Below are 18,515 nucleotides of genomic sequence, written 5' to 3'. Positions count from 1 at the left end.
CTTAATTACGTAATAAAATACTGTTTGGATGTTAGGGTTTAAAAATCTTTTTTCGATTCCTTTTCCAAATGATCCAAATACAGAATGCCATTCAAATGATCAATTTCGTGCTGAAAAATAACGGATGTAAAACCTTCTATAGTTTCTGTTTTATGTTCGGCTTCCATAGTATCGTATTCAATTTCAATTAGAAATGCCCGTGTATTTAAGATTTCACTTCTGTTAGGGATGGATAAACAGCCTTCTTTTCTAGTTTGTTTTTCCTCTGAGTATTTGTTAATTGTTGGGTTTAAATAGACTTCAAAAGGTAAGTTTTCTTTATCAAAACGTTGAACCCAAATAATGTTTTTCAATATGCCTACCTGTGGTGCTGCGATACCAACACCTAATGAAATGCTATCTCTAACCGTGGCGTAAAGACGACTTACAAATCGTTGTAATATAATGTCGTTTGGATTGGCCATTATATGTTCACTTTTAGTTCGAAGTAACAGCGAGTCTTGCTTATTATTAATTTTGAAAACACGCATTGGTGTTGAGGCACTGGAACTCATAATCATATCAACTTGTTCCGAAGAAAAAGAATCATTAAAAACTTTTTTTGAACTATTACAAGCGGATACTAGGATTGTAATTCCTAATATTAAAAGATAATTTGACTTCATAAATATAAAGCTAAAAGGAGTTTATTTTTAGAGCTTACCATTGGTTAATTCTATCCGAATCTAACTTAATAAATATAAATAGTAAAATAGTAAAACCCCAAAGCCCAGAGCCACCATAGCTAAACATTGGTAATGGAATGCCAATAGTTGGAATGATACCCATAACCATACCAATGTTGATAAAGAAATGCATGAAAAATATAGAAGCGACCCCGTAACCATACATGCGACTAAATTGGGATCGTTGTAATTCTGCTAAATGTAGAATCCGAAGTAGGAGCAAAATAAAAACGATAATAACAGCAGTACTTCCAATAAAGCCCCATTCTTCACCAACGGTACTAAAAATATAATCGGTATGTTGTTCTGGTACAAATTTACCTGTGGTTCTTGTGCCTTCTAAAAATCCTTTTCCTTTTAAACCTCCAGAACTAATAGCCTTTTCTGATTCATTTAAATTATAAGCAATGGTTTTTTTCATACGTTCTAATTTCACAGGGTCTTTTTCAAGACTTAACCAAATAGTAATCCTATCTTTTTGATGAAAAGGTATGATTTCATCGTAGAAATAGCGAACACCAAATGCCACTGCCACACTTATAGTAATTATAGAAATAGGTTGAATGAGCAACGGCTTACGCCTTCTTAAAAAATGATGTCCCAAAATAACAACAGTGATAATTATGGATGTTATTATTACACCAAATTTTAAAGCGCTTAACGAAATGCCAATAAGCATAGCGGCCAAAACTAAAAATAAAGGAGATAAGCCTTCCCTATAAAGTACAAATATAAAACTACCATATACAAGCGTACTACCCGCATCCTTTTGAAGTAACACCAAAATGGCAGGGATCGCAATGATTCCAAATACATAAATTTGATCTTTTATTTTTCTAATATCAGTATTTAAATCACTCACATATTTTGCAACAGCCAATGCTGTAGCGGCTTTAGCAAATTCACTGGGTTGAATGGTCATAGCCCCGACGCCATACCACGATGTGGCACCATTTACGTTTTTTCCAAAGGCAAAAAGTCCTACTAAGGAAAGCATGGAAACAATATAGATAACACTTGAAAACCGTTCATAGAACTTAGATTCTATAGCTAATATGAGTACGATAAGGCCAATGGTTAAAAATATAAACATGAGCTGCTTCCCATAAGGTTGCGAAAAGTCGAAATAATTAATAGTATCTCCTGTATGTGATGCCGAGATAATATTGATCCAACCAAAACCAACAAGCATGAAAAATAGGATAATAGTAATCCAATCAAATTTATAATATCTACCTGCTTCAACCATTTTTATTCAGCGGAGTTTTAATAGTTCTTAATTATCATTTATAAATTAAGTCCTTGATTTTTCTTAATTACTTTAGGATCTCTGGATTTCTTATTTAGTTGTTTTAGTAGTTCTTTAAGTTCTAAATATTCTGGTTCACTAATTTGTTCCAATGTGGTGTTCTTGTTAATTCCAAAAGGTTTCCCAGAATATGGTTTTGCATATTCGTGTTCCAGTGTGTGTTTAAGAAGGTAGTCTTCCATGTCAACTCTGGTAATAGTATCAGTTAAGTATTTTTCAATCATTAAACTCGCAATTTTTCCAGCAAATCGCGCTCCCCAATACCCGTTTTCAACAAAAACTGCCAATGCAATTTTAGGGTCGTCCTTGGGAGCAAATGCTATGAAAATGGAATGGTCGGTAAGCTGCATACGCTGGCCGTTTACTTTTACAAAGTTTTCGGCAGTACCTGTTTTTCCACAAATTTCAATACCATTAATTCGCACGCCTGATGCTGTACCGTAATTATAAACATCAAACATACCTTGTACTATAGGTTCAAAATGCTTCTTGTCTATTGTTGTATGGTGTGGTGTGGTGTATTTTTCATCTATAGTTTGGCCTTCAATATGTTTTATGATATGAGGTGTATAATAGTATCCACGATTGGCAATAGCAGCCGTCATATTTGCTAACTGGATAGGGGTTGTTAAAACTTCACCTTGACCAATAGAGTTTGATAAATTAAATGTGCTTCCCCACCTGTTTTTCCCATACAATTGGTCGTAAGTTTTACTAGTTGGTATTTTACCAGGTTGTCCTACCGATAAATCGTTATTTAGGTAATCACCTAAGCCGAAACTTTTAACATGGTTACTCCAAATATCTAAACCTTTTGCTGGATTTTTATGTTTGTCGATAATGCGTCGGTAAACATTTGCAAAGTAGGCATTGCATGAGTTATAAATACCGCCATTCATAGCCAACGGACTAGGGTGACCGTGACATCCCATTTTTCTGCCACCATAACTATAGCCATGGTTGCAGTAAAAACGATCTTCGGTGGTTACAACTTCTTCTTGTAGACCAATAAGGGCATTTAAAATTTTAAACGGAGAACCTGGAGGGTACATGGCTTGAAGTCCACGGTCATATAAAGGCTTATTAATACTATCGTTATATAGTTTTGAAAAGTTCTTAGAACGATCTCTTCCCACCAATAAATTAGGATTGTAGGTTGGGGTTGAAACCATAGATAAAATTTCACCACTACTTGGTTCAATTGCTATAATACCACCGTGTTTGTTGGACATTAACAATTCCCCATAAGCCTGCAACTTAGCATCGATAGTAATGGTAATGTCACTTCCAGGTTTTGGAAGCGTATCATAAATCCCGTCCTTATAGGGTCCTAAATCCCTATTAAAACGGTCTTTTTGAATAACTTTAAGACCTTTTACGCCTCTTAATGTTTTTTCATATGAAATTTCTACGCCTTGTTTTCCTATTAAATCACCCATTCTATAATAAGGGTCTCTTTCAATTATAGCATCATTTACTTCACCAATATCACCTAAAACATTGGCTCCAATAGAAGTCTCGTAATGTCTTAAAGAACGCTTTTGAATATAAAAGCCTTCAAATTTTCGCATTTTCTCCTGTAAACTAGCATAATCTTCTTTTGATAAATGAGGAATAAAAACAGATGGTAGCCAAGGTGAGTAATGATAGGCTTTTTCATAAATAGTTTTAAATCGCTCTTTATCAATTTTTAAGAGCCTGCAAAATTCTAAGGTGTCCAAGGGTTTTACTTCCCGCGGAATAAACATAACGTCGTAGGATGGTTGGTTGGAAACCAAAAGCTCACCGTATCTATCAAAAACAAAGCCTCTTTTTGGGTAGTCATATACTTTTCTTAGAGCATTATCACTAAAAATATCGTCTATCCTACCATCATAAACCTGAAGATAAAATAGTCTTAATATGAATATGATACCAGCAAAGGCTATAGCGCCAACAAGTAAGAATCGTCTCATTTAGATTTTTTACTAAAAATAATTGTTATTACTAAGATTAATAAAATAGTAAAAATACTTGAGAATAGTGTTTTTTGAAGCACTAAAATTATTTTTGAAGCACTAAAAAAATCTAAATAAAATAAAACAAAGTGATGAATAAATGTAAGTAAAGTTAAATAGGTTAATTTTTCACCAAATTCAACAGTGTTAAATTTTATGGTTTGATGTTCATAAATAACACCAAAGGAGAACTTAAGTAATACTGGTCTGATGTAGGCAATAAACACGCAGGCTGCGGCATGAATTCCTCCGGTATCAGAAAAAAAGTCGATTGTAAGTCCTAAAAAAAAACTTAATAATATGATAATTAGGCGATTGTTCTTTACAGGAAACAGCGCAATAAACATGATGTAGGCATATGGATTGATATATCCTAAAAAGTTAATATTGTTAAACACCAAAGACTGCATTAAAGCCAGTGAAACAAAGCGCACAATATGTATAAACACTGAATTATTCATCCACTTTTGGTGTTAGTAAATTATTTATTTCTTCAGTATCAATGTTTTCTATAGCGTAAACATGCTCAAGATTGGTCATGTCATTAAATAGCTTAATGTTTATTTCATAATAATTTTGAGCAGCATCCAATTTATAATTATGAATTGTTCCAATAGGTATCCCTTTTGGGAAAATTGAAGAACGTCCTGAGGTTATAATTGTATCCCCTTTTTTAACGGGTGCTATTTTAGGAATATCAATTAACTGAATAAAATAAGGCGATTTGGCATCCCAATATAAGGTTCCAAAATGATTAGTTTTTTTTAACTGCGCACTAATTTTATTTACGGTATTCAAAACTGATATTACGGTAGCGTAACGTTTACTTGTACGATCAATAATACCAACAATTCCTTTAGAACTGATTACGCCTAAATCTTGTTTTAAACCATCAGATCTCCCTTTGTTTAAAAGTAAAATATTGTTGGCACCAGAATAGGTGTTTCTTGTAACATTTGCTAATGTAAATTTGTAAGTTCCGCTATAGGAAACAGTATCTAAATAGATGGAGTCCTTTTTGCTTTCCGAATTAAACAAAAGCATTTTTAGCCGACTATTCTCTTCCGCTAGTACTTGGTTTTGAGATTTTAAATTCAAATAGCCGGTAAAGTTATTTATAGAATTGTAAATACCTCCAGTTAAAAAATTAGCAGAATTAAAAAACTTACTTTTATGATACGAGTGCGTTTGTATAGTGAAAACTAAGGATATAGAAAACAGCAACAAGGATAACAAAAAGTTTTTGTTTCTTATTACAAAGTTAATAATCTGTTGCATGTTTTATAAGCCTATTTAATCAAAACACTTTTGTATTTAGCTAAATTTTTAAGTGTGATACCAGTTCCTCTTACAACGGCTCTTAAAGGATCTTCGGCGATATACACAGGAAGGTCAGTTTTTTGCGATAAACGTTTATCCAAACCTCTTAACATGGAACCACCACCTGCTAAATAAATACCTGTATTGTAAATATCGGCAGCTAATTCTGGAGGTGTTTGAGATAAGGTTTCCATAACAGCATCCTCAATTCGTAAGATAGACTTATCTAAAGCTTTTGCAATTTCTCTAAAAGATATTGATACTTGTTTTGGTTTACCGGTAAGTAAATCACGTCCTTGAACACTCATATCTTCTGGAGGAAGATCTAAATCTTCGGTTGCGGCACCAATTTGTATTTTTATTTTTTCAGCAGTGCGTTCTCCTACATATAAGTTGTGTTGTGTACGCATATAATAAACAATATCATTAGTGAAAACATCACCAGCAATTTTAACCGATTTATCGCACACAATACCACCAAGAGCAATTACTGCTATTTCGGTAGTACCACCTCCTATGTCCACAACCATATTACCTTTAGGTTGCATGATATCAACACCAATACCAATAGCTGCAGCCATTGGTTCGTGTATTAAATATACTTCTTTACCATTAACACGCTCGGCACTTTCTTTTACCGCACGCATTTCTACTTCGGTAATACCAGAAGGGATACAAACCACCATACGTAAAGCAGGCGTGAAAAATTTCTTTTTTAGTGCAGGTATGTTTTTAATAAACATACTTATCATTTGCTCTGATGCATCAAAATCGGCAATAACACCATCTTTTAGCGGGCGAATGGTTTTAATGTTTTCATGGGTTTTACCTTGCATTAAGCTGGCTTCCTGACCAACAGCAATAATTTTACCAGAAACTCTGTCGCGTGCGACTATGGAAGGCGCATCAACAACAACTTTGTCATTATGTATTATAAGAGTATTTGCAGTACCTAAATCTATTGCAATTTCTTCGGTTAGGAAGTCAAAAAAGTCCATAAGCTGTAACTAGTATTAGAAGTTTTAAAACGAATGTGTAAAAGTAATAAATCTAAATAAAATATAAGCGTTTATTATGTTTACTTGTATAATTAATTTTATCTAACGTTTGGTTTTGTTAAAAAGTGCAATTTTATGTGGACTTTTTCTTTTGTTTTAATTCAACTGCTTGGAATTGTGGTTGTTCTATTGATTGTATGTTAAATTATAAAATAAAGATTAATTACTTTTTTTGTTCCTTCACGTCATTTCAACGCTTTCTGTTTCCTTTTTTTTAACACAAAACCTTTTGCCGTCACTTTGAATATGTTTTTTGGAAAATCATTTCAAATGATGAATCCACTTTGTTCAACTCTGGATTAATATTTCAAAAATAAATCTATGTAAATAGGAGAAAATTATTAATATCAGAAGCTGCTTTGCTGGTTATAATTTTAAATTTAGAAAAGTGCGATATTATAGCATCTTTAATCAAATCTGCAGTAAAACCATTGCTTTCGGCAGATTCTAGTGTTGTTGTAATTGTAGCGGAAAAAATGGAAGAAGCCACAATTTATATTAAGGCTAATAAAAAATTGAATCTTTTTTAATCGGATGGAGACCTAGTGAGTTTCAGAGGGACGGTTATATAATTGTGAGAACTAAGCTGTATTTAAAATGAGTTTAAGTAGAAATGATAATGCTATTAATTCCAAAAAGAAAAGAGCACTATTGTTATAGTGCTCTTTTTATTAAATGAGGTGTAATTTGATTAGTGTTTGAAATGACGTGTTCCAGTCATTACCATAGCTACATTATTTTCGTTACAATAATCAATACTTAATTGGTCTTTTATTGAACCTCCTGGTTGAATTACAGATGTAATTCCTGCATTTTTAGCAATTTCTACACAGTCAGGAAATGGGAAAAATGCATCACTCGCCATAACAGCACCGTTTAAATCGAATTTAAATGTTTTTGCTTTATGAATGGCTTGCTCTAAAGCATCTACACGGCTTGTTTGTCCTGTTCCGCTGGCCAATAATTTTTTGTTTTTCACTAAAACGATAGTATTCGATTTAGTATGCTTACATATTTTTGAGGCAAATATTAAATCTTCTAAATCGTTTTGTGATGGTTTTGTATTTGTAACATATCTTAAACCTTCAATGGTGTCGGTAACATTATTTCTATCCTGAACTAAAATACCGTTTAAACAACTTCTTACGTTAGTTTGAGGTAATTCAACATCATTTAAAATTAAAATGATTCTGTTTTTCTTTCCTTTTAAAATTTCTAAAGCTTCCGCATTATATGAAGGAGCAATAATAACTTCACAGAATAAACTGCTAATTTCTTCGGCAGTTGCTTTATCAATTTCCGTATTGCTAATCAAAACACCGCCAAAAGCTGAAACTGGGTCGCCAGCTAAAGCATCTACATAGGCCTGGTGGATGCTGTTGCTTTGTGCAAAACCACAAGCATTGTTATGTTTTAAAATAGCAAATGTTGGTGCTTCACCTTTAAACTCGTTTATTAAGTTTACCGCAGCATCAACATCTAATAAATTATTATAACTTAGTTCTTTACCGTTTAGTTTCGTAAACATGGCATCGAAATCGCCAAAGAAGAATCCCTTTTGGTGAGGGTTTTCACCGTAGCGTAATACATTACCTTTAGTTTCGCTGATTTTTAAAACAGTTTCTTCGTTGTTTTTGTTGAAGTAATTAAAAATAGCAGTATCGTAATGAGATGATACATTGAAAGCTTTAGCAGCAAAACGTTTTCTGTTTTCTTCTGAAATACTTCCGTTATTTTCTGAAATTAAATCTAAAAACTCAGCATAATCATCAACAGAAGCTACACAAATTACGTCGGCAAAGTTTTTTGCTGCTGCTCGAATTAAAGATATACCTCCAATATCGATTTTTTCAATAATATCTTGTGCACTTGCGCCTGAAGCTACTGTTTTTTCAAATGGATACAAGTCAACAATAACAACATCTATTTGTGGGATTTCAAAATCCTCTAATTCTTTAATGTCGCCTTCATGGTTTTGTCTGTTTAAAATACCGCCAAATACTTTTGGGTGCAAAGTTTTTACACGACCACCAAGAATAGAAGGGTAAGATGTAACCTCTTCTACAGGAACTACATCAATACCTAAATCGTTAATAAATGTTTGAGTGCCACCAGTTGAATAAATGGTTACACCTTGCTCGTTTAGTTTTCTAACAATTGGCTCTAATCCATCTTTACTGAAAACGGAAATTAATGCAGATTTTACTGTTTTTTCGTTGCTCATTTTATAAATCTAATTTTGAAGTTGCAAAAGTAGTTATTTCAACTAGAAAACAACTCTTTAAGAAACAAAAAACAAAGCGATTTTTTATTTAAATCAGCAATTTATTAAGTAAAAGACTTGAATTTACTTAAGCATTGTAGCAACTTGCGTACAAACAAACTCTAAGAAGCGTTCATCGGCTTCTGTAAACGGATCGGGCGTATTCGAATCTATATCAATTTGTCCAATGTTTTCACCGTTTACAAAAATAGGTACTACTATTTCGGCCTTTACCGTGATACTGCATGCAATATAATTGTCTTGGGCAGTAACATCGGGAACTACAAAATTTTGATTACTTACAGCTACTTGTCCACAAATTCCTTTACCGAACGGAATAATGGTATGATCGGTTGGTGCGCCTACATACGGACCAAGTTTTAATTCTTCTTTATTGCCATTCCTAAAATAAAACCCCACCCAGTTGTAATATGTTATGTGTTTTTCAAGTAATTCACAAATATTTAAAAGGCGTTGGTCTACCGTTTGTTCAGTATTTAAAACAATAGATTCCACTTGCGGTTTAAGTTCGTTAAAGGTCATAAATTTCAAAATTTTTGGTAAAAGTATTTAAAAGGTATGAAAAAAATGATTGCTTTGCATAATTTTAACCATGTTAACAAAAAGTCATTTTTATTTTTGAAAGCACTCTTAGTAAAATATAAATTAGTTATAAGGTTTATTATAACATTTTTGTTGGTGTATACTGTGCTTTCTGTGTCGTATAAGTTTTATCTACAGTTTTCTGACGGGAGTAAGTATTATCCTGATTTTATGACACATTTAGTAGCGAAACAAAGTGAGGCCATATTGAATTCTTTTAATTATAACGCCAAAGTATTACCACATGCAGACGAGCCTTCCATGAAATTGATTGTAAATAATTTGTATATAGCACGTGTTATTGAAGGCTGTAATTCCATTAGTATTATCATTTTATTTATTTCATTTATCATTGCTTTTGCTTCTAAATTAAAAACAACCTTTTTTTATATTTTATCCGGAAGTGTTTTAATTTATACTGTAAATTTAATTCGTATCGTGTTGTTGACTATCGGTTTGTATCATTATCCACATCAAAAAGAGGTTTTTCATAGCGTAATTTTTCCAGCAATTATTTATGGGATGGTGTTTTTATTGTGGATATTCTGGGTGAATCGGTTTTCTAAATTGAAGAAAGGCAATGAATAAAGCTATAAAATTTACCTCGTTATTCGTGTTATTTGGGTTGTTGATTTTAATCCGTTTCTTTGAAGATGAATTGTTCTACGATCCCTATTTAACATTTTTTCAAAATGATTACTTATATATTGACAGTCCTAGGCGAGAAGTGTTTAAAGTAACCTTATTTACTTCACTCCGCTATCTTTTAAATACAGTTATTTCCCTTGGGATACTGTATGTAGTTTTTAAAGATAAAAGCATGCTTAAATTTTCAGCGCTCATATACGCTGTTTCATTTGTTTTATTAATTGGAATTTACTTGTATTTTGTAGTGAACCCGAGGCAAGAAGATTACTATCTGTTCTTCAATTTACGTCGATTTTTAATTCAGCCAATTATCTTAATTCTTTTACTTCCTGCATTTTACTACAACAAAATTAAAACCTAAAATGTTAATCATTTAGTAAATGAATGTCAATGTTTTTAATTTTTTGTACTTTTGAGGTGTGATAAAACATTTTTTACATAAAAGTTTTTCCGTGCTTTTGGCATTGCTGGTTTTGTTTTCAACAGTATCTTTTACTTTTGAAAAGCATTACTGTGGCGACATTTTAATTGATGTTTCTATTTTTAGTGAAGCCCAAAAATGTGGTACTGATACTGTTGAAGAAGAGATCACAACTAAAATGATGTGTTGTAAAGATGAGATTAAACTTGTAAAGGGGCAAGATGAATTAAAGGTTTCAAATTTTGATGATTTAAACTTTCAGAATCAACTTTTTATTTCAACTTTTACTTACGCATTTATTAACTTATTTGAAGGGTTACCTCAACAGGTAAGCCCTCATAAAGATTATTCTCCACCCAACTTGGTTGCCGATATTCAGGTATTAGACCAAGTGTTTATAATTTGATTTTACTCATTCTCTTTAAAAAAGGGAGTTTCCTATTATTTTCCGTCGTTAGCGGAATTGATAAAGAATTTTTTAAATCAAATTAAAATTACAATTACAATGAAACATATATATACAGTTACAGGTATGACCTGTAATGGATGCCGAACATTCGTTGAAAAAAAACTCAATGCAATGGATGCTGTTTTAGAAGCTACTGTAGATTTGGAAACATCAGAAGCTGTAATAGAGTCCCAAGAGCATATTGCAACTGAAGCACTACAAGCCGCATTGGGAGATCATTATATTATTTCACTTCCGGGTGAAGATAATAGCAAAAAAAATTTAGCGGAATCAAAAAATAAAAAAGGAAAGGGAACGGGTATGTTTTATTGCCCAATGCAGTGTGAAGGGGAAAAAACCTATAATGCCCCAGGAGACTGTCCTGTTTGCGGAATGGATTTGGTAGAAGAAGTTAGCCTAGTTCAAAATTCTGAAACTACATATACCTGCACCATGCATCCGGAAATTATAAAGGATGAGTTTGGGTTATGTCCTATCTGCGGGATGGAATTAGTACCCGCTGAAGTTGAGGAATCAGAAGAAATAAAAACCTATAAAAAACTATTCCATAAGTTTTGGATTTCGGTAGTTTTCACGGTTCCTATATTTTTAATAGCCATGTCCGATATGGTTCCCAATAATCCCATATACCACATTTTAGATCTAAATTATTGGAATTATATACAGTTTTTACTATCCATTCCAGTTGTGTTTTATGCCAATTGGGTGTTTTTTAAGAGGGCATATAAATCTGTACTTACATGGAATTTAAACATGTTTACCCTTATAGGAATTGGTTCTGGTGTGGCGTGGTTGTTTAGCGTTTTTGGAATACTTTTTCCCGATTTATTTCCCGCGCAATTTAAAACGGCTACAGGTACGGTACATGTATATTTTGAGGCGGCTACAGTAATTCTAACTTTAGTTATGTTAGGACAATTACTAGAGGCAAAAGCACATAGTAAAACAAATTCTGCGGTAAAGGAATTATTAAAACTTGCGCCAAACAAAGCTGTAAAAGTGGTTAATGGTAAAGAAGAGATTATTTCTATTGATAAGATTGTTGTTGGAAATATTTTACGAGTTAAACCAGGGGATCGAATACCTGTAGATGGTGTTATAGTTGAAGGTGAAAGTTCGGTTGATGAATCCATGATTACTGGAGAACCTATTCCAGTTACAAAAACTAAAAACGATTTAGTAAAAGCTGGAACCATTAACGGTAAACAATCCTTTTTAATGAAGGCAGAAAAAGTTGGGGCGGATACTTTACTATCTCAAATTATAGTCATGGTAAATAATGCCAGTAGAAGTAAAGCTCCAATTCAAAAGTTGGCGGATAAAATTTCAGGTTATTTTGTACCAGTAGTAGTAATCATTTCAATCATAACATTTTTTGTTTGGAAAATTTTTGGTCCCGAACCATCCTATGTTTATGCCTTGGTAAATGCCATTGCAGTACTAATTATTGCCTGTCCTTGCGCTTTGGGCTTGGCAACTCCTATGTCTGTTATGGTTGGAGTGGGAAAAGGAGCAAAAGCCGGAGTTTTAATTAAGAATGCTGAAGCACTGGAAAAATTAAATAAAATAAATGTGGTAATTATTGACAAAACGGGAACCATTACAGAAGGTAAACCATCGGTTGAGACGGTTGCTGAAGTTTCCGAAGGTTTTAACCACAAAAAGGTTTTGCAATACATAATTTCTTTAAACACATTAAGCGAGCATCCCATTGCAGAAGCCACTGTTAAATATGGTAAGGAACAGAATGAAGTAGGCCTAAAGGTTAGCAATTTCACTTCTGTAACAGGAAAAGGCGTGAGCGGTTTTATTGAATCGAAGAAAGTAGTGCTTGGTAATGACCAATTAATGAGGGATTCAGGGGTAACAATCTCTAATAAATTAAAAGAAGAAATAGTAGCGTACCAAAAATTAGGAAAAACAGTTCCTATGTTGGCCGTAGAAGGTAATTTGATGGGCTATGTGGTTATTAGCGATAAAATAAAAGAAACTAGCAAGCGGGCAATCGCACAGCTACACGAAAAAGGTCTTAAGGTTATTATGCTTACAGGAGATAACGAAGAAACCGCGAAAGCAGTAGCTTCAGAACTTAAATTGGAAGAATTTAGAGCAGAGGTGCTTCCTGAAGACAAACTTAAAGAAGTAGAAAGGTTACAAAACGAAGGAGCTGTAGTAGCTATGGCCGGTGACGGTATTAATGATGCTCCAGCTTTAGCAAAGAGTGACGTAGGTATTGCTATGGGCACAGGAACCGATGTAGCTATTGAAAGTGCATCCATTACATTGGTTAAAGGCGATTTGCACGGTATTGTAAAAGCTCATAATCTCAGTGTAGAAACAATGAAGAATATAAAACAAAATTTATTTTTTGCACTTTTTTATAATAGTTTGGGAATACCAATTGCCGCAGGCGTTTTGTTTCCGTTTTTCGGGTTATTACTTTCCCCTATGTTAGCTGCCGTAGCCATGAGTTTTAGTTCGGTATCGGTAATAGCCAATGCACTTCGTTTAAGAAAAATAAATATTGAATAGAATAATGAAAAACATATTATATATAGTACTAATGCTTCCTTTTTTTATGACTTCCCAAGACAGAATTAATGGGATGATTATGGAGGCAAATGATAATAATGAACGTATCGGTTTAGCAGGAGCTAACGTATATTGGTTAAATACCAGTATTGGAACAGTAACTAATATTGATGGGAAGTTTATAATTCCTTACTCAAAGCAAAACAGTAAATTGGTTATCAGTTATGTTGGATTTAAAACAGACACGATAACAATTAGACAGCCTAAAATGGTTAATCATTGGTTGAAACCATTAGATAATTTGGATGCTGTTACAGTAACATCTAGAAAACAAACTACAGCAAAATCGTATTTGCAAGCAACAAATACTTTTACGGTTAGTAGTGATGAATTACTTAAAGCAGCTTGTTGTAATTTATCTGAAAGTTTTGAAACCAATCCGTCTATCGATGTGAATTTTGCCGATGCCGTTACTGGTACCCGACAAATAAAAATGTTAGGTTTAACAACCCCGTATATTTTAATAGCAACTGAGAATATACCCTCCATCCGCGGTGCTTCACAAGCTTACGGTTTAAGTTTTATACCTGGTACATGGGTGGAAAGTATTCAAATTACTAAAGGAGCCGGAAGTGTTGTTAATGGTTATGAAAGTATTGCAGGACAAATTAATGCAGAATTAGTTAAACCTTCTATGGACGACAAGTTGTTTGTAAATCTGTATGCTGCAAGTAGCGAGCGTATGGAATTAAATACGCATATAAACACTAAAGTTAGCGATAAATGGGATACGGGTTTTTACATACATGGAAATACTCATCATGGTGTGCACGATGTTAATGATGATGGATTTTTAGATATGCCACAGTACGACCAAGTAAATGTGATGAACCGTTGGCAATACACCAATCCCGAAAAAGGAATTTTAAGTTTTATTAATTTGAAATACCTAAATGATAAAAAACAAACTGGTGAACTTGATTTCGATCCGAAAACCGATAAATTAACTACAAACGCTTGGGGAAGCGAAATTAGTACTGAGCGCTACGAAGTGTCGGCCAAATTAGGATATGTAAATCCCGAAATTCCTTGGCAAAGTATTAGTTTGCAATCGGCATTCAGTGGTCATAAACAAGAATCATACTTTGGATTGAAACAATATGATATTTCACACAATAGCTTGTATTCTAATGCTATATATAATTCTATTATCAGCGATTCTCGCCATAAAATTAAAACAGGATTAAATTTTACATACGATCATTATGATGAATTTTTGGTAACACCAAACCTAGATTCTGATTATGAAAGAATAGAGCGTTCGGTTGGTGCATTTTTTGAGTATAATTATGATGATTTGGATAAGCTAAACCTAACAGCAGGTGTACGTATTGATAGTCATAATTTATTAGGTACTTTTATAACGCCCAGATTTCATGCCCGTTATACCCCTTGGGAAAAGTCGGCCTTTAGGGCTTCTGTAGGTAGAGGAAAGCGTAGTGCAAATATTTTTGCTGAAAACCAGAATATATTTGCTACGTCTAGGTCTATAAATATTTTGAATACTACAGGAAAAATTTATGGTTTAGATCCTGAAATTGCTTGGAATTACGGCGTGTCTTATTTGCAGGGATTTAATCTTTTCGGAAGAAAAGCTGATATCACTTTTGATTTTTATAAAACAGATTTCATAAATCAAGTAGTGGTAGATTATGAAAATCCACAGGAGGTTAATTTTTATAATCTTGAAGGTAAAAGTTTTGCCAACAGTTTTCAAACAGAAGTAAATTATAATGTATTTACTACTTTCGATTTGCGATTAGCATATAAGTTCTACGAAGTGAAAACACAGTATCAATCGGGAGAATTAGAAAAACCATTAACACCTAAACACCGATTATTTGCAAATGCTTCTTATGAAACCCCGTTGCGTGAAAATACGAATGCACATTGGAAGTTTGATGCAACCTTCAACTGGTTGGGAGCACAGCGTTTTTCAGCAACTGATACAAATCCATTAGCTTATCAGTTGGATGATAAAACACCCAAACTGGCAACACTCAACATGCAAATTACCAAAGTATTTTCTCCAAAATTTGAATTATATTTAGGCGGTGAAAATGTAACTATTGTGAGGCAAAGCAACCCAATTTTGGGTTCGGACGATCCGTTTGGTTCTTATTTTGATACCACATTTGTATATGGCCCAATTTTTGGAAGTATGTATTATGCGGGTTTAAGGTTTAAAATAAAATAATAATTAACCACAAATATTCGAATATTTAATAAATTATTTGTGTTGTCCTGGTAAAAAGAAAATTAACATTGAATAAATAATAAGTGTCGACTTTGCTCGACTTGACAAAAAAAAACAATAAAAATGAAAAAACTAATAATTGTATTAACGGTATTAATTTCAACAGTAACTTTCGCGCAAAACAAGAATGAAAAAGCATCGCTAGAGGTCGATGGCGTTTGTTTAATGTGTAAATCTAGAATTGAAAAAGCATGTTTTGGCACTAAAGGTGTAAAAAGTGCTATTTGGGATGTGAAAACACATGAATTGAAATTGATATACGATGCTAGAAAAACAGATTTAAAAACAATAAAAAATAGTGTGGCAGCTGTTGGTCATGATACAAAAGATTTAAAGGCCACTACCCAAGCTTATGAATCGCTGCACCCTTGTTGTAAATACAGAGATACTAATGTAGTAGATGACCATAACGAGTAATTATAAAGAAACCCAGACCTATAAGTTTGGGTTTCTTTTTATATATATCATAAGAATCTGTTAAACACTTTGCAAACAGTTTCAGATTTCAATTAAAATATTAAATTCGAGAATTATATTTTTCAAAATAAACTTATCTTATTAAAATACATTACATGTTCATTTTCAAATTTCAATTTAGATTAAAATCGATCTTAATTTTAGGGTTTTTAATTGCTTTTTCGTTACAAAGTTTTTCGCAAGGCGGCTTCAAATGGTCAAATGATGGTAAATCATATTACCGAATTCAAAGTGAAGGTATTGTTCAATACACATTACCTAATAACGATGCCAAAGTGTTAATATCAAAAGAACAATTAACGCCAGCAAAAAGCGAACAACCACTTTCCGTTAGTTATTTTAAATTTTCAGAAGATGAGCAAAAAGTATTATTATTTACAAATACTAAACGTGTTTGGCGTATTCATACAAAAGGGGATTATTGGGTGCTGAATTTGGCAACAGGAGCTTTACAGCAATTAGGTAAAACCCTGCCAGAATCATCACTTATGTTTGCTAAAATATCTCCTGATGGCACATTGGCTGCTTATGTAAGTAATAATAATATATATGTTGAAGATTTAAGCACTTCAAAAATTAAAGCATTAACCACCGATGGTACTAAAACCTTAATTAACGGAACATTTGACTGGGTTTATGAAGAAGAATTTGCTTGCCGTGATGGTTTTCGTTGGAGTCCAGATAGTAAATCGATTGCCTTTTGGCAAATTGATGCGAGCGACACTAAAACATTCTACATGATTAACAATACGGATGCTATTTATTCTGAATTAGTGCCTTTAGAATATCCTAAAGTAGGAGAACCACCATCAGCTTGTAAAGTAGGTGTTGTTAATGTTGAAGATGCAAAAACCACATGGATGAATATACCAGGAGATGTGCGTCAAAATTATTTAGTGCGTATGGAGTTTATTCCTTCTACCGAAAAATTGTTAATTCAACAATTAAACAGAAAACAAAACCACAGTAAATTATTTATTGCAGAGCCTAAAACGGGAGCTTCAAAAGTAATTCATGAAGAAAAAGATACTGCCTGGGTAGATATTTACCAAGCAGGAAATAGTTATACTGTAGATTTTACCAATAATTTTATCTGGTACAACGAGGGTAAAAATATTTTATGGGCAAGTGAAAAAGATGGATGGAGGCACTTGTATAATGTATCTTTAGAAGGGAGAAAGGAACAATTAATAACGAAAGGAGATTACGATTTTACCGATTTATCATTTATAGATACTAAAAAAGGTTATGTGTATTTTATGGCATCTCCGGAAAATGCGACTCAAAGTTATTTATATAGAACCAAATTAAATGGGAAAGGTAAATTAGAATTGATGAGTCCAAAAGCACTGCAAGGTACGCATAGCTACAATGTATCACCAACAGGAGCGTTTGCCATACATTCATTTTCAAATCACTTTACAAAACCAGCTTCAGAGCTAATTTCGTTATCAAACCATGAGCCTATAAACCCTGAAAATGGTATTGAAGCTAATATTTCTAAATTAACAGAAACTCCTAAGGTAGAATTCTTTAAAGTAACCACTTCTGAAGGTGTTGAAATGGACGGGTGGATGGTGAAACCAACAAATTTTGACGCTACCAAAAAGTATCCAGTTGTTTTTTATGTGTATTCTGAACCTGCAACAACTACTGTAAATGATACTTATGGTGCTGGAAATAACAGAAATTATAACGGCAGTATGGCTGATGACGGTTATATTTATATGTCTTTAGACAACCGAGGAACACCTGCTCCCAAAGGTCGCGAATGGAGAAAAAGTATCTATAGAAATATTGGAAAAATAAACATAAAAGATCAAGCATTGGCGGCCAAAGAAATTTTGAAATGGGATTTCGTTGATCCAGAACGTATTGCGGTTTGGGGGCACAGTGGAGGTGGATCTACTACGCTAAATTTATTGTTTCAGTACCCTGAAATTTATAAAACAGGTATTTCAATTGCGGCTATTACAAATTTATTGACTTACGATAATATTTACCAAGAACGTTACATGGGCTTGCCACAAGAAAATATGCAAGATTTCGTAAATGGTTCGGCAATAACACATGCTGAAAACCTGAAAGGAAACTTATTATACATTCATGGCACGGGAGATGATAATGTACACTACCAAAACGCAGAAATTTTAGTTAATGAGTTGGTAAAGTACAATAAACAATTTCAATTTATGCCTTATCCAAATCGTACTCACGGAATTCGTGAAGGTGAAGGAACTACGGAACATTTAAAAACCTTGTTTACTAATTATCTGAAAACCTATTGCCCTCCAGGAGCTAGGTAAATTGTAAAAACGTTTGCAGATTAAACTTTTTGTTATAGTAATAGTCTAAACAATATAAACTTTTTAATAA

The 18,515-nt window shown here is 33.2% G+C and carries 16 protein-coding genes; 7 read left to right on the top strand and 9 right to left on the bottom strand.

Annotation, left to right across the window (positions count from 1 at the left end; all coding sequences use genetic code 11):
- Positions 1-38: 38 nt before the first annotated feature.
- From def to ABYI63_RS00165, 9 genes are all read right to left on the bottom strand, one after another.
- Positions 39-665, bottom strand: a complete 627-nt coding sequence (gene def / locus ABYI63_RS00205) for a peptide deformylase (RefSeq protein ID WP_372752170.1) — start codon at positions 663-665, stop codon at positions 39-41.
- A gap of 34 nt (positions 666-699) precedes the next feature.
- Positions 700-1,974 (bottom strand): rod shape-determining protein RodA, encoded by a 1,275-nt coding sequence (gene rodA / locus ABYI63_RS00200; RefSeq protein WP_372752168.1) that lies wholly within the window; start codon positions 1,972-1,974, stop codon positions 700-702.
- A 38-nt stretch (positions 1,975-2,012) separates the two neighbouring features.
- The gene (locus tag ABYI63_RS00195) at positions 2,013-3,989 is read right to left on the bottom strand and encodes a peptidoglycan D,D-transpeptidase FtsI family protein (protein ID WP_372752166.1); all 1,977 of its coding nucleotides are present in this window, start codon (positions 3,987-3,989) and stop codon (positions 2,013-2,015) included.
- The gene (locus ABYI63_RS00190) at positions 3,986-4,492 is read right to left on the bottom strand and encodes a rod shape-determining protein MreD (RefSeq protein WP_372752164.1); all 507 of its coding nucleotides are present in this window, start codon (positions 4,490-4,492) and stop codon (positions 3,986-3,988) included. The genes ABYI63_RS00195 and ABYI63_RS00190 overlap by 4 nt, the downstream gene beginning before the upstream one ends.
- The gene (mreC, locus tag ABYI63_RS00185) at positions 4,485-5,309 is read right to left on the bottom strand and encodes a rod shape-determining protein MreC (RefSeq protein ID WP_372752162.1); all 825 of its coding nucleotides are present in this window, start codon (positions 5,307-5,309) and stop codon (positions 4,485-4,487) included. The genes ABYI63_RS00190 and mreC overlap by 8 nt, the downstream gene beginning before the upstream one ends.
- A gap of 11 nt (positions 5,310-5,320) precedes the next feature.
- On the bottom strand, positions 5,321-6,349 hold the full coding sequence (locus ABYI63_RS00180; protein WP_372752160.1) for a rod shape-determining protein: 1,029 nt from the start codon (positions 6,347-6,349) through the stop codon (positions 5,321-5,323).
- A gap of 379 nt (positions 6,350-6,728) precedes the next feature.
- Complete coding sequence (locus ABYI63_RS00175; RefSeq protein WP_372752158.1) at positions 6,729-6,899, bottom strand: hypothetical protein; 171 nt, start codon at positions 6,897-6,899, stop codon at positions 6,729-6,731.
- A gap of 201 nt (positions 6,900-7,100) precedes the next feature.
- Complete coding sequence (gene purH, locus ABYI63_RS00170; protein ID WP_372752156.1) at positions 7,101-8,633, bottom strand: bifunctional phosphoribosylaminoimidazolecarboxamide formyltransferase/IMP cyclohydrolase; 1,533 nt, start codon at positions 8,631-8,633, stop codon at positions 7,101-7,103.
- Positions 8,634-8,756: 123 nt separating this feature from the next.
- A complete protein-coding gene (locus ABYI63_RS00165) occupies positions 8,757-9,215 on the bottom strand; it encodes a GAF domain-containing protein (RefSeq protein ID WP_372752154.1) in 459 nt (152 codons plus the stop codon).
- Between the two features lie 36 nt (positions 9,216-9,251).
- On the opposite strand from ABYI63_RS00165, the gene xrtF reads away from it, so the two are divergent.
- From xrtF to ABYI63_RS00130, 7 genes are all read left to right on the top strand, one after another.
- Positions 9,252-9,863 carry an exosortase family protein XrtF gene (gene xrtF / locus ABYI63_RS00160; RefSeq protein WP_372752152.1) on the top strand — a complete coding sequence of 204 codons (612 nt, stop codon included), beginning with the start codon at positions 9,252-9,254 and terminating at the stop codon, positions 9,861-9,863.
- Positions 9,856-10,284: an exosortase F system-associated protein gene (locus ABYI63_RS00155; protein WP_372752150.1), complete on the top strand. Its 429-nt coding sequence runs from the start codon at positions 9,856-9,858 to the stop codon at positions 10,282-10,284. The genes xrtF and ABYI63_RS00155 overlap by 8 nt, the downstream gene beginning before the upstream one ends.
- A gap of 58 nt (positions 10,285-10,342) precedes the next feature.
- Entirely contained in the window at positions 10,343-10,750 is a 408-nt protein-coding gene (locus tag ABYI63_RS00150) for a hypothetical protein (RefSeq protein ID WP_372752148.1), read from the top strand.
- A 99-nt stretch (positions 10,751-10,849) separates the two neighbouring features.
- Positions 10,850-13,345 (top strand): heavy metal translocating P-type ATPase, encoded by a 2,496-nt coding sequence (locus ABYI63_RS00145; protein WP_372752146.1) that lies wholly within the window; start codon positions 10,850-10,852, stop codon positions 13,343-13,345.
- A 4-nt stretch (positions 13,346-13,349) separates the two neighbouring features.
- Complete coding sequence (locus ABYI63_RS00140; protein WP_372752144.1) at positions 13,350-15,602, top strand: TonB-dependent receptor domain-containing protein; 2,253 nt, start codon at positions 13,350-13,352, stop codon at positions 15,600-15,602.
- 123 nt (positions 15,603-15,725) lie between these two features.
- Positions 15,726-16,079 carry a heavy-metal-associated domain-containing protein gene (locus ABYI63_RS00135; RefSeq protein WP_372752142.1) on the top strand — a complete coding sequence of 118 codons (354 nt, stop codon included), beginning with the start codon at positions 15,726-15,728 and terminating at the stop codon, positions 16,077-16,079.
- A 155-nt stretch (positions 16,080-16,234) separates the two neighbouring features.
- A complete protein-coding gene (locus ABYI63_RS00130; protein ID WP_372752140.1) occupies positions 16,235-18,445 on the top strand; it encodes a S9 family peptidase in 2,211 nt (736 codons plus the stop codon).
- Positions 18,446-18,515: the final 70 nt, after the last annotated feature.

The sequence above is a fragment of the Mariniflexile sp. genome, from assembly GCF_041583155.1.
GTDB lineage: Bacteria > Bacteroidota > Bacteroidia > Flavobacteriales > Flavobacteriaceae > Mariniflexile.
This window is presented reverse-complemented; position numbering and strand designations above follow the sequence as displayed.